Source organism: Micromonospora alfalfae (assembly GCF_022230925.1).
Lineage (GTDB): Bacteria > Actinomycetota > Actinomycetes > Mycobacteriales > Micromonosporaceae > Micromonospora > Micromonospora alfalfae.
The window spans coordinates 283852-296621 of sequence record NZ_JAKKFH010000008.1 but is presented as its reverse complement, the minus strand read 5'-3'; the positions used below and the strand labels follow the sequence as shown (position 1 = coordinate 296621).

Here is a 12770-nt window from a genome sequence, read left to right as displayed (position 1 = left end):
GCGGGACGTTTCCGCGATCACGCCCGGGGGCATCTCGGCGGGTGAAGGGCAGCCGCCCGCCCCCCTGATCGAGGAGAACAACATGTCGGCCCAGGCAGTTCTGTACGTCATCGCCGTCATCCTGATCGTGCTCGCCGCCCTGCCGCTGCCCACGAGGGGTGTCTCGCTCGCGCTTCTGGGTGCCGCCTGCGCCCTGCTCGCCTACGCCTGGCCGGTGATCACCGCGTGACCTTTCCGTGAGTCATCGTTGGTGCGGTCGGTGGCCGGCAGCCTGAGCACGATCGGGCTGCCGGCCACCGACCGTGAGTCTGTCGCCCGCACGGAGCCTGCTTGCTGAGTTTGTTTCACAAGCGTAGGAAGAACACCACCCGTCGATCTGCCGTCCAGCGTCGAAGGAGATGCGTGTGACCACCTCCAGAGGGCTCCGTCTCGCCGTGTCCGTGCTGGTGACAGCGGGCGCCGTCCTGCTCGGCACGGCAGCCCCCGCCGCACCGCCACCGGCCCCCGCTCCGGTCGGGCAGCCGTCCTGCGACCCGATCGACCCGACCGCCTGTCTGCTGCCGTTCCCGAACGACCACTTCACGGTGCCGGACCGGAGCAGCCCCACCGGCAAGCGGGTGCGGTTCGCCGCCGCCGCGATGCCCGCCAACGTGCAGGGAACCCCGATCGACCCGACGGAGTGGAACCGGCAGGACGGGTTCAGTCCCGGCTCGCCGATCCTGGTGCGGGTACCCGGCCTCGACGCCGCGGCAACCGGGATCGCGCCGGTCACCGACATCGGCCGATCGCTGGCGCCGGACGCGCCGATCGTGCTGCTCAACACCCGGACCGGTGAGCGCACACCGTACTGGGCCGAGCTGGACGCGCACGCCACCGGTCAGCCCGACCGGCAGCTGCTGATAATCCGGCCGGCGGTGGCGCTGACCGAGGGCACCCGCTACGTCGTGGGGCTGCGCGGCCTACGGGACGGCAACCGGGCGTTGATCCCGGCACCGAAGGCGTTCACCGCGTACCTGACCGGTGCCGGCCGCAAGCAGCGGGACGCTCGGGGGCCGCAGGTGAGGCGCGTCGTCACCGACCTGGTTCGGACCGGCGTCGAACGACACAGCCTCTACCTGGCCTGGGACTTCACGGTCGCCAGCCGGCACGGGCTGACCGGCCGGATGCTGGCGGTCCGGGACGACGCGTTCGCCGACCTCGGCCGGGCCGCGCCGTCGGTCACCGTCACCCAGGTGACCGACTATGCGCCGGCGCAGGATCCGCTGATCGCTCGGCAGGTGACCGGCACCATCGGCGTTCCGTCCTATCTGACCGGCGACGGCGGGCCCGGCTCCCGGCTGCACTACGGCCCGGCCGGCGGCGCCGGGACGCCGCCCACGCCGAACGCTCTGCCCACGCCGTCCGGGGCGACCGTGGCGGCGGACTTCGTCTGCAACATCCCGCGCAGTGCCTCGGCCGCGCGGCCGGCGCATCTCTCGCTATACGGCCACGGGCTGCTCGGCCGACCGACCGAGATCAACGCCGGCAACGTCAAGACGATGTCGAACACCCACAACTTCACCTTCTGCGCCACCAGTTGGATCGGCATGGCCGCCGCCGACGTCCCCTTCGTGGCCGGCGCCTTCACCGACCTCAGCGTCTTCCCCGCGGTGGCGGACAGGTTGCAGCAGAGCTTCCTGAACTTCCTCTTCCTGGGCCGCGCGATGATCCACCCGGACGGGTTCGCCGCCCACCCGGCGTTCCGGGACGCCACCGCACGGCCGCTGATCAACCGCGCCAGTGGACTGCACTACGACGGCAACAGCCAGGGCGGCATCAACGGAGGCGCGCTCACCGCCATCGCCCAGGACTGGACCCGGTCGGTGCTCGGCGTACCGGCGATGAACTACTCCACGCTGCTGCAACGCAGCGTCGACTTCGCACCGTTCCAGAGCGTGCTCGACGGCTACTACCCGGACACCGTCGACCAGCAACTGATCCTCGCGCTGCTGCAGATGTTGTGGGACAGATCCGAGGCCAACGGGTACGCCCAGCACATGACCGACCGGCCACTACCGCGTACCCCGGCGCACCAGGTGCTGATGCACGTGGCCTTCGGCGACCACCAGGTCTCGCCCGCCGCCGCCGAGGTGCAGGCACGCACCATCGGCGCGCGCCTGCACACCCCCGCGCTCGCCGACGGCTGGTCACTGGACGTGCGCCCGTACTGGGGCATCACACCGATCCGCCGCTACCCGTACGCCGGCTCGGCGATCGTGATCTGGAACAGCGGCGCGGCCCACGCGCCACCGCCGACCAACCTCGCGCCGGTCGGACCGGAGTTCGGCGACGATCCGCACGAGTTCCCCCGCGCCCAGGCCGGAGCCCAGAAGCAGAAGGCGGTCTTCCTGCTCACCGGCAAGGTCGTCGACGTCTGCGCGCGGACACCCTGCCCGTGACCTGAGACTCGTGACCCGGCGGAGCGCAGGCACGGCCAGCACCCGCCGGGATACGTCGAGCACGGCAGGTCAGCAGCGCACCTCGGTCTCCTTCTGCGCCACGTCCGAGATGCCGCCGAGCGCCCGGGTGCACACCGACAGCGTGTTGGCGCCCGAGGACCAGACCTCCGGGCCGCTGGAACACTGCAGGTCGCGCAGCGTGCTGCCGGTCACGATAGAGGTGCAGACCTGGTACGAGCCGTGACTGGCCCGGTACTGCTGCCACACGTACGTGTAGGCGTAGTTCTTGCCGCAGCCCTTGTACTGCTTGACCGAAGCCGCGGTCTGACCGCCGACGGTGACGTACGCGGTCGCGCCGATCTGCACCGAGTCGACGCAGCGCGGGTTGGTCTCGGCGTGCGCGGGTCCGGCGAACGCCAGCGTCGCGGGCACAGCCAGACCGGCGGCCGCGAGGACGCGTACGCCGCGGCGGGAAAGGTTCTTCATCGGTGACCTCCTTCAATGCACCGGGGACCGTCGCCCCCGGTGTCGTCGATGCACCACATTGATGGCCGCCGTGGCCCGTTCGGTACCCTCTGACACGCTCTGACAACGCCTGACAACGTCGTCTGACATGGGGGAGTGATGAAGGAACAGCGTTCCGCCGCCGAGCCGATTCAGGACAGACAGGCCGCCGAGAGGTTCGCCGAACAGCTACGGACCCTGCGGACCAGCGTGGGTGATCCGTCGTTCCGGAAGATGGCTGGGCGCTCGGGCCGGATCTCGCACACCACGCTGCACGAGGCCGCCGCCGGAACCAGGTTCCCCTCCTGGGAAACGGTCCGGGAGTTCGTCCGGGCCTGCGAGGCCGACGAGGCCCAGTGGCGATGTCGATGGGAGGACGCGCAGCGCCCCGGGTCGGTCCACGGCATCGAGGACGATGCTGTCGCGCCGGTCAGCGCCGAATCTCCGCCCGGCGCCGACACCCCGATCACCACTGGTGGAATGGAGCCCGACACCGGGACCGACGCCTCGCAGACCCACGGGCCCGTCGTGTCCGTCGTCCCGGCCCCGTCGCCGGAGGAGCAGAACACGCTGCGGAGCACTGACTATCCGCCGACCGACGAGGACGTCGCGGGTGCGCGGCGGCACCGACTGCCGTGGCTCGCCGCAGCCGCGGTGGTCCTGGTGGTGGCGATGGTCGCTGTCCTGGGCGTCATCGTCCGCGGCCGGTCGTCCCGGGACGACCCCGGCACCGCGGCGGCGTCGTCCACACCGTCGGTGTCGCCGTCAGCGTCGGCGTTCTCAGATTCGCTGATCCCCGGCGACTCCAGCAAGTTCATCTCCGACGTCACCATCCCCGACGGCACCCGGGTGCGGGTGAACACCCAGTTCGTCAAGGTGTGGGCCCTCAAGAACGTGGGGAAGGTCGCCTGGCACAACCGCTTCCTCGCCCGCACCAACCCCACCGCCGACGCCGACGGCTGCCAGGTGCCGGACCGGGTGGCGATCGGTGACACACCGCCCGACGAGCAGGTCATGATCAGTGTCGAGGTCACCGCGCCCAGCCGTCCCGGGAAGTGCTGGGTCAGCTGGAAGATGGTCGACGAGAACGGGCAGGAGTACTTTCCCACCCGCCGGCCGGTGTACTTCATGGTCACCGTGACCGCCTGAGCGCGCTTCCGGTCGCCCGGCGCGGTGTCAGAATGCGAACGCTCGATGTCAGCTCCCGGGTGTCACCAAAGCTGACAACACCACATCCATCGAGGTCGCTGCCGTCCTGACGGATCTGACAGCACAGCAGGGGTACCGAACAGCAGGCCGTTCTCGCAAGGTGATGTCCGTTCCGAACGACTCACCAACTGCGAGGAGGATCGACAGTGCGCCGTCCCTGGTTATCCGTCGGGATCGCCGCGCTCTGTGTGGCCGTCGGCGTCCCGGCCCACGCCTGGGCCGCGACATCCGACGCCACAGCGCAGCGAACCGTCACCACTGCCGCGCGGCCGGTAGTGGACATGGAGGCCACCGTCCTGGCCGCCCAGATCGACCCCCGCCGCGCCGACAACACACTGACCCCGGGTGCGAAGAGCTCGGTGCTCGCCGTCGAGCAGGCGTTGCAGGCGAAGGGCCTGCTGAACGCGCAGTGGGTCGACGGCTACTTCGGCACCGTCACCGTCTCGGCGTACGCGGCGTACCAACGCTCCCTCGGCTACACCGGGCTGGCCGCGAACGGGCTGCCCGGCACGACGTCGCTGACGAAGCTCGGGCTGAACCGCTACACAGTCGCCAACACGATCGGTCCGGGCGCGAAGGTCCCGCGGGACGGGTACGTCGTCAACGCCCGTACCCAGGCGATGTTGGCCGAGGCGCAGCGTCTGCTCGGCTACCCCCTGGTGCTCGACCAGGGTTCGTACAACCCCGGCGGCGACCCCACCTCGGCCGGTACGCACGACGGCGGGGGTGTGGTGGACATCTCGGTCACCGGCATGACAGCGACCAAGCGCACCGCCGTCGCCCGGGCCCTGCGTCAGGTCGGCTTCGCCGCCTGGGTCCGCAACCCGAACCAGGGCGACTGGCCGTGGCACATCCACGCCAACGCGATCAACGACACGGACCTGTCCAGCCAGGCGCAGCACCAGGTCGGCGACTACTACCTCGGCATGAACGGCCTGGCCAACCAGGGACCGGACGACGGTCCCCAGGTCCTGATCAAGACCTGGGAGCAGTACCAGCGCGGGCAGTGACCCGCACCCCCCCTCACCGTTTCTGAAAGGACACCATGAACATCCGTAAGAGTCTCGCCGCCGTCGGCGTCGCGCTGGCCGCGACCACCTCGATCCTCAGCGTCGGATCGCCCGCGTCGGCGGCGGCCCGGGACGGGGTCTGCGAAAGCGGCGAATTCTGCTACTACTACAACAGCGACAACGCGGGGTCGATCTCGGACTTCACCGGTTCGCTCGACGACTACGGCACCGAGCAGCCCTCGTGCTACGACTTCAAGGGCGCTGGCGCGGGCAAGGGCCTGTGCATCAAGAACGAGGCCGCCTCGGTCTGGAACCGCAGCACCAAGACCGTGCGCGTCTACTTCAACAGCGGCTACGCCGGTTCCTACCAGGACTTCGCGGCCGGCGCGAAGGGCAACCTCAACGCCACGCTGAAGAACAACAACGCCTCGCACCAGTTCTCGCCGTCGACGCGCACGAACCTGTCGTACGCCCTGTACCAGGCCAGCGGCGGCACTGTCACCTGCGGCTTCGACGGTTACACCACCACGCCCGGCCGGCACGAGGGCATCGACATCGCCCGCAGCGTCGGCTCGGACGTGCGCGCCCTGGTCTCCGGAACGGTCATCTACGTCGCGCGGGGCAACACCGGCAGCGGCGGCCTGTCCACGATCTCCGTCTACAACTCCTCGCTCAACAAGTCGGTGATCTACCTGCACACCGCTCCGAAGTCCGGAGTGAGCGTGGGTGACGCCATCAGCAAGGGCGAGATCATCGCCGATGAGTCGTGGCACGGGGTGTCCTCCAGCTCGGGCGCGCACACCCACGTCGAGGTCCGGGCCGGCCGGCAGACCCATGCGGCCGTCAGCGTCGGCGACCCCACCCTTGACAACGCCGACCCGACCGCGTTCTGGAACTCCCAGGGCTACAACGAGAAGTAGGACGCCGTGAATATCCGCAAGAGCCTCGCCGTCGTCGGCGCCGTCCTCGCCATGTCCACCTCCATCCTGAGTGTCGCCTCGCCGGCAGCGGCGGCCGCACGAGACGGCGCCTGCGACAGCGGTGAGTTCTGCTACTACTACAACAGCAACCAGGCCGGCTCGGTCTCCGACTTCACCGACTCACTTGACGACTACGGCACGACCCAACCGACCTGCTACGACTTCAAGGGCGCGGGCAGCGGCAAGGGCCTGTGCGTGAAGAACAACGCCGCGTCGGTGTGGAACCGCACCGGCAAGACGGTGCGGGTCTACTTCAACAGCAACTTCGCCGGTGCGACCCAGGACTTCGCTTCCGGGGCGAAGGGCAACCTCAACGCCACGCTGAAGAACAACAACGCCTCGCACGAGTTGGTGAGCGGGCAGACGGGCTGTAGCACCGACGGCACCAACAGCAAGTTGCCGAGCACCATCCTCGTCTACCGGGTCAGTCTCGGGCGAGTCGATCGGGTCGACTTCAAGACGTACGTCAAGAACGTCCTCCCGAACGAGTGGATCACGAGCTGGCCGGCCGCCTCGCTGGACGCCGGTGCGATGGCCGTGAAGAGCTACGCCTGGTACTGGGCGTTGCACTCGACCCGGAAGACGTCCGGCGGACAGTGCTACGACGTCCGGGACGACACCGGCGACCAGGTCTACCGGCCGTCGTCGGCACAGTCGTCGACGTCCGCCGCGGTGGACCGGACCTGGTCGGCGCGGATGACCCGCAGCGGCAACATCCTGCGGGCGCACTACTGCGCGACGACCACCGCGTGCGGTGGTTGGGTGGACGGGGACTGGCTGTCGCAGTACGGCTCGCGTGATCTCGCCAATCAGGGCAAGAACTACCAGGCGATTCTGCGCTACTACTACAGCGACATCGCGCTCTCCTGAGGTGACGCACCAACCGCGCCGCCCGTCGCAGCTCTGCGGCGGGCGGCGCGCCCATGGGTACGCCCCGGCTATGCCGGTGGCTCGACCGCCTCGACGAGCACTTCGAGTACATGCCGGTACGGCTTGCCGGTGGCCCGGCTCATGCCCATCTCGCAGGTGCGGTTGCAGGAGGCGTACGCGTCGTGGTCGCGTTCATTGATCTCGGCGGCCTGCGCCGCGGTGGCGCCGGCCGTGACCTCGGGGTGCAGCAGCCCCCTGTCACCGGCGAAGGCGCAGCACCCCCAACTGTCCGGCACTGTGACGGTGTCGGCGACCGCCCCGGCCACCGCGCGCAGGTCGTCGATGCCGCCCAGATGCACAGTGGAGCAGGTGGGGTGCAGCGCCAGCGAGCCCAGTCGCCGGGGCTGCGGCAGCGCCGGCAGGAGGTGCTCGGCGGTGAAGGTCACGCTGTCGACGAAGCGCAGCGCGCCGTACCGTGCCTGGTCCTCCTCGGCCAGCGCGGCGGTCAGCTGCGTCAGCCCGTGTGTGCACGATGACGCGTCGCACACGACGGGCAGGCGACCCTCGTCGCTGGCCACCCAGAGCGCGGCCAGCGTCCGCTCAGCCATCTCACGGTGACCGGCGGGGTAACCCTTCGACTGCCACGGGGTTCCGCAGCACAGGCCCGCCGTGGCGGTCGGTACGACGAGCGGCACCCCCGCCAGTTCGCAGAGGCGCAGGAACGCCGCCGCCGGTCCGCCGGACGAGCCGTCCTCGGGTGCGAAGAGACTGCCGACGCAGGCCGCGAAGAACACCGCCTGGGCGTCCGGCGCGCTGCGCGGGGTGGGGCGGGGCGCGCCGGCGCGCGGCATGTCGTCGCTCCACAACGGCACCAGTTCGGTGGCGCCGAGCCCACGGATCACCCCGGTGGCGGCGCGGGTCACCGGCGTCGGCACGGCGTGCGCGGCGGTCAGTCCCACCCGGACGCCCGTCACGGCGGCCTTCCAGTGCCGGGCGGCGGTGCGGGCGGTCCGCTGGGCGCGAGGGCTGTGCCGCTCGGCGCGCAGCCGCTTCATCGCCGCCCCGGTGTCGATGCCGACCGGGCAGGCGGTGACGCAGAGGCTGTCCGCGGCGCAGCTGTCCACCGCGGCGTACTCGTAGTCGGCGGTCAGCTCCCGGCGGCGCTCCTCGTCACCGGCGGCGGTGGCGAGGGCGATCTGCCGTTGCAGGACGATGCGCTGGCGCGGCGTGGTGGTGACGTCGGCGGTGGGGCAGACCGGCTCGCAGTAGCCGCACTCGACGCAGGCGTCCAGCTCGGGGTCGACAGTCGGGACGGCCTTGAGCTGCCGCAGGTGCACTGTCGGGTCGTCGTTGAGCAGCACACCGGGGTTGAGCAGGCCGCTCGGGTCGCACAACCGCTTGAGTTCGCGCATCACGTCGTACAGCTCGTCGCCGTACTGCCGGCGGACGAAGGGTGCCATGGCCCGACCGGTGCCGTGTTCCGCCTTGAGTGTCCCGCCCTCGGCGAGCACCAGGTCGACCATGTCGTCGGTGAACCGGGCGTAGCGGTCGATCTCGGCCGGGGTGTCGAAGGACTGGGTCAGCATGAAGTGCAGGTTGCCGTCCCGGGCGTGTCCGAAGATCACCGCGTCCGGGTAGCCGTGCCTGTCGAACAGGCGGATCAGCCCGTCGCAGGTGCCGGTCAGGCGTGGCATCGGCACCGCGACGTCCTCCAGCAGGGCCGTGGTGCCGGGCGGGCGGGCCCCGGCGACGGCTGTGTAGAGGCCCTTGCGCAGGTGCCAGAGGTTGGCCCGTTCGCGCGGGTCGCGGGTCAGCTCGGTGCCGGTGACGGCCGGCAGCCGGTCGAGCACGGGCCGGGCGTCGGCCAGCGTCGCTGCCAACCGCTCCGCGCTGTCCTCGGCGAACTCCACCAGCAGCGCGGCGTGCCCGGTGACCGTCAGCCCGCGCAGGGCCGGAGTCGCACCCGGGTCGCGCTGACTGACCCGCAGCGCGGCCGCGTCGAGCAGCTCGGCGGTACGGGCGCCGGCGGCGAGCAGAGCCGGCAGCGCGTCGGTGGCGTCGGTGAGACCGGGCAGGATCAGCAGGCCGGTGGCGGCGTGGTCGTGGATCTCGACGGTACGGAAGACGGCCTCGGCCACGAAACCGAGCGTGCCCTCGCTGCCGATCATCAGGTGGGCGAGCATCTCGACCGGGGTGCTGTGGTCGAGCAGCGAGTTCAGCCCGTACCCCATGGTGTTCTTCATCGCGAACAGCCGCTCGATGGTGGCGCGCGAGCCGGGCGTCGATCGCACCCGGTCGCGCAGGCGCAGCAGCCCGGCGTGCAGCTCGGGCTCGTCGGCCCGCAGCCGGTCGTCGGCGTCGCGGGCGCCGGAGTCGACGACGGTGCCGGACGGGAGCACGAAACGCAGCGACTCCATGGTGCGGTACGCGTTGTCGGTGGTGCCGCAGGTCATCCCGCTGGAATTGTTGGCCACCATGCCGCCCACGGTGCAGGCGGCCTCGCTGGCCGGGTCCGGGCCGAGGCGGCGTCGGTAGCGGGCCAGCCGGGCGTTGGCCTGCCGGATCGTCAGGCCCGGCTGGAGCCGGATGCGGCGGCCGTCGTCGAGGACCTCGGCGTGCCGCCAGTCGGTGCGGACGTCGACAAGCACGCCCGCGCCGCCGGCCTGCCCGGCGAGGCTGGTGCCGCCACCGCGCAGGGTCAGCGGCACGCCGGCCTCCCGGGCGCCGGCCATCAGCGCCCCCACCTCGGCGGCTGAGGCGGCGCGAACCACTGCCTGCGGCTCGAAGAGGTACGGCGAGGCATCGTGCGCCGCCGCCAGCCGCCGGGGCAGCTCGGCGCTGGCCCGGCTCGGGTCATCGAGGTGCGAGCGCAGCAGTTCGGCGACCGCGCGGGCGCGGGCGCCGGCCGCGCTGGGCGGCGGCACGGGTACGACGGGTCTCATCGGCGGATCCTCCCGGGAGCGTGGTCAGCCGGCCACCGGCGGCACGGCGGGACGGCCGGCGATCAGCAGTCGGCGGGGAGCGGTGCTGGCCGGAGCCGGCAGCCGCAGCGGCTGCCGGCCAGGGGTGATGCTGCCGAGCACCGAGGCGTGCCGCGCGCCGGTGCCCGAGCGCAGGGTGCCCGGCAGCCCGTGCACTGTCAGGTAGCCCAGCAGTGCGAAGGCCAGCGCCTCCTTGGCGTCCGACGCGACGCCCAGGTCGTCGCTGGAGGACAGCTGGACGCCGGACAGCTCGTCGGCGAGCATGCGCATCAGCGTCGGGTTGTGTGCGCCGCCGCCGGAGACGACGAGCCGGGTGACGCCGTGGTCGCGGCAGGCGCCGGCCACAGTGACAGCCGTCAGCCGGGTGAGCGTGGCCAACACGTCCTGCGGGTCCGGTGTGGGCGCGTCGGCGAGGGCGGCGAGCAGGTAGGGCAGATGGAACAGCTCTTTCCCGGTGCTCTTGGGGCCGGGCAGCCGGTAGTACGGCTCGTCGAGCAGCCGCCGCAGCAGGTCCGGATTCACCTGCCCGGCGGCTGCCCCGCGCCCGTCCCGGTCGTACTCCTCGGTGCCCCCGCTGAAGTGGCGGGCCGCGGCGTCGAGGAGCGCGTTCGCCGGACCGGTGTCGAAGGCGAGCGGGTCCGTGTCCGGCGCGACGACGGTGATGTTGGCGATGCCGCCCAGGTTCAGCGCGGCCGGCACGCCGGGCAGGCCACCCAGCAGCAGCGCGTCGAAGAGGGCGACCAGGGGAGCGCCCTGGCCGCCGGCTGCCACGTCGCGGCTGCGCAGGTCGGCCACGACCGGAAGGCCGCTGGCCTCCGCTATCCAGGCCGGCTGACCCAGCTGGAGAGTGCCCCGGACCGTGCCATCCTCGACCCAGTGGTGCATGGTCTGCCCGTGCGAGACGACCAGGTCGGCGGTGCCGTCGCACAGCTGGGCGAGGGCCCGCACGCCGGCCTCGGCGAAGGCCTGGCCGATGCCGGTGTCCAGCACGCAGATCGCCTCGGTGGTGGTCGCCGCGGGAGGCAGGGCCGCAGCGATCTGCGTGCGCAACTCGTCGGAGTACGGGTGGCTGAGCCGGCCCAGCGGTCGCATCCGCACAGCGTCGCCGCTCACCTCGAACTCGGCCGCCGCGGCTTCGATGCCGTCATAGGAGGTTCCGGACATCAGGCCGATCACGCGCATCACGTCCTCCTTCACGCCCGGCCGGCTGGCGCCGCCGCCGCGTCGTCGTCGACCTCGTCGGTACGTCCATGGTCGTACGGAGTCTCTGGGGCCGTGTGGAACCGGCTGGACACCGCGCCGACGACCAGGGTGATCAGGACGCCGATCGGGACCAGCCACTGCGCGGCGATGGCGGTGGCGGTGGTCGTCCCGGCCGTCGTCACATCGATCTTGACGTAGCGGACGATGTAGGTCATCACCGCCACCGTGACCAGGAAGGCGATCACCGCGTCGACCTGGTTGGCCCGCTTCACGAGGCGGCCGAGCAGGAAGGCGCCGAGCAACGCCCCGTAGGTGTAGCCGGCGATGGTCAAACCGGTCAGGTAGACGTTTCCGGTGCTGGAGCTGAACGCGCAGGCGAAGACCGCCATCAGCACCGCCCAGACCAGTGTCATCACCCGGGCGAGGCGGAGCATCGCGTCGTCGGACGGGACCTTGCGGAAGAAGCTGTGGATGAAGTCGGCGACTGTGGAGTTCGACATCGAGTTCAGCGCCGAGGACAGCGAACCCATCGCGGCGCCGAGGATGCCGGCCACCAGCAGACCCGAGATGCCCACCGGCAGGGCGTGCAGGATGAAGCTCGGGTAGAGGTTGTCGCTGCTCGCCAGGCCGAGTTCCTTGAAGGTCTGACCCTTGTTGTACGACCACAGCAGCGCGCCGACCAGGGAGAACGCCGCGAACTGGATCACCACGAAGATGCCCGAGGAGATCATCGCCTTCTGCCCCTCGCGCAGCGTGCGGGTGGACAGGATGCGCTGCACGATCAGCTGGTCCGACCCGTGGCTGGCCATCGCGAAGATCGCGCCACCGATGATCGCGGTCGGCAGGGCGAACGGGCTGGTGAGCACGTGCGAGAGGGCGAAGTTGGTGTCGAAGAGCTGGAACTTGCCGGCGTCCAGCGCCTGCGAGTAGCCGTCGAAGCCGACGGCGTGGCTGAGCACCGCGATGGCCAGGATCGCCCCGCCCAGGTACAGCCCCATCTGGATGGCATCGGTCCAGATGACCGCCTTGATGCCACCGAGGTAGGTGTAGACCACCGTGATGAGCGTGAGGACGATGATGATGGCCTGGTAGCCGACATTCAGCCCGAACTCGTCGAGAAGAAGCTTGATGGGGATGGCCGAGGCGAACAGCCGTACACCCTCGGCGAGCAGGCGGGTGAAGACGAACGTCACCGACGCCAGCCCCTGAAGTTTCAGGCCAAACCGCTCACCGAGGTACTGGTAGGCGCTGACGAACCCGCCCCGCTTGTAGAGCGGGATGAGCACCGCGGCCACGACGACCCGACCGATGACGTAGCCCAGGGCCAGCTCGACGTTGCCGAAGCCCTGACCGCTGTATGCGCCGCCGGGAACACTGATCACGGTCAGAACGCTTGTCTCGGTGGCAACCACTGAGAACGAGACGGTCCACCAGGGCAGTCGACCCTCGCCCACGAAGTAGTCCTTGGCGGACTTCTGTTTACCGGACAGGCGTAGTCCGACGAAGGCGATCACCACGAGGTACAGCACGATCACGACGAGGTCGAGTTGACGCACGGCTCGCTCCCAACCAGCG

At 70.6% G+C, this 12770-nt stretch carries 10 protein-coding genes; 6 read left to right on the top strand and 4 right to left on the bottom strand.

Features of this window, described 5'->3' with window-relative positions; genetic code table 11:
• Positions 1-82 precede the first annotated feature (82 nt).
• Together MED01_RS08000 and MED01_RS07995 are read left to right on the top strand one after the other, a co-directional pair.
• Positions 83-229 carry a hypothetical protein gene (locus tag MED01_RS08000; RefSeq protein WP_238667867.1) on the top strand — a complete coding sequence of 49 codons (147 nt, stop codon included), beginning with the start codon at positions 83-85 and terminating at the stop codon, positions 227-229.
• A gap of 175 nt (positions 230-404) precedes the next feature.
• Entirely contained in the window at positions 405-2438 is a 2034-nt protein-coding gene (locus tag MED01_RS07995) for a hypothetical protein (RefSeq protein WP_238667866.1), read from the top strand.
• Between the two features lie 69 nt (positions 2439-2507).
• On the opposite strand, the gene MED01_RS07990 is transcribed toward MED01_RS07995, so the two are convergent.
• Complete coding sequence (locus MED01_RS07990) at positions 2508-2924, bottom strand: hypothetical protein (protein ID WP_238667865.1); 417 nt, start codon at positions 2922-2924, stop codon at positions 2508-2510.
• A gap of 138 nt (positions 2925-3062) precedes the next feature.
• On the opposite strand from MED01_RS07990, the gene MED01_RS07985 reads away from it, so the two are divergent.
• From MED01_RS07985 to MED01_RS07970, 4 genes are all read left to right on the top strand, one after another.
• Positions 3063-4091: an NBR1-Ig-like domain-containing protein gene (locus MED01_RS07985; protein ID WP_238667864.1), complete on the top strand. Its 1029-nt coding sequence runs from the start codon at positions 3063-3065 to the stop codon at positions 4089-4091.
• A gap of 206 nt (positions 4092-4297) precedes the next feature.
• Positions 4298-5161: a peptidoglycan-binding domain-containing protein gene (locus MED01_RS07980; protein ID WP_238667863.1), complete on the top strand. Its 864-nt coding sequence runs from the start codon at positions 4298-4300 to the stop codon at positions 5159-5161.
• 35 nt (positions 5162-5196) lie between these two features.
• Positions 5197-6081: a peptidase inhibitor family I36 protein gene (locus MED01_RS07975; protein WP_238667862.1), complete on the top strand. Its 885-nt coding sequence runs from the start codon at positions 5197-5199 to the stop codon at positions 6079-6081.
• A 6-nt stretch (positions 6082-6087) separates the two neighbouring features.
• Positions 6088-7011, top strand: coding sequence for a peptidase inhibitor family I36 protein (locus MED01_RS07970; RefSeq protein WP_238667861.1), 924 nt, complete (start codon positions 6088-6090; stop codon positions 7009-7011).
• 68 nt (positions 7012-7079) lie between these two features.
• On the opposite strand, the gene MED01_RS07965 is transcribed toward MED01_RS07970, so the two are convergent.
• The 3 genes from MED01_RS07965 to MED01_RS07955 are packed head-to-tail and all read right to left on the bottom strand — an operon-like array spanning position 7080 to position 12751.
• Complete coding sequence (locus MED01_RS07965) at positions 7080-9953, bottom strand: FAD-binding and (Fe-S)-binding domain-containing protein (RefSeq protein ID WP_238667860.1); 2874 nt, start codon at positions 9951-9953, stop codon at positions 7080-7082.
• Between the two features lie 24 nt (positions 9954-9977).
• Positions 9978-11174, bottom strand: coding sequence for an anhydro-N-acetylmuramic acid kinase (locus MED01_RS07960; RefSeq protein ID WP_238667859.1), 1197 nt, complete (start codon positions 11172-11174; stop codon positions 9978-9980).
• Between the two features lie 11 nt (positions 11175-11185).
• The gene (locus MED01_RS07955) at positions 11186-12751 is read right to left on the bottom strand and encodes a sodium:solute symporter (RefSeq protein ID WP_238667858.1); all 1566 of its coding nucleotides are present in this window, start codon (positions 12749-12751) and stop codon (positions 11186-11188) included.
• Between the last annotated feature and the right edge of the window lie 19 nt (positions 12752-12770).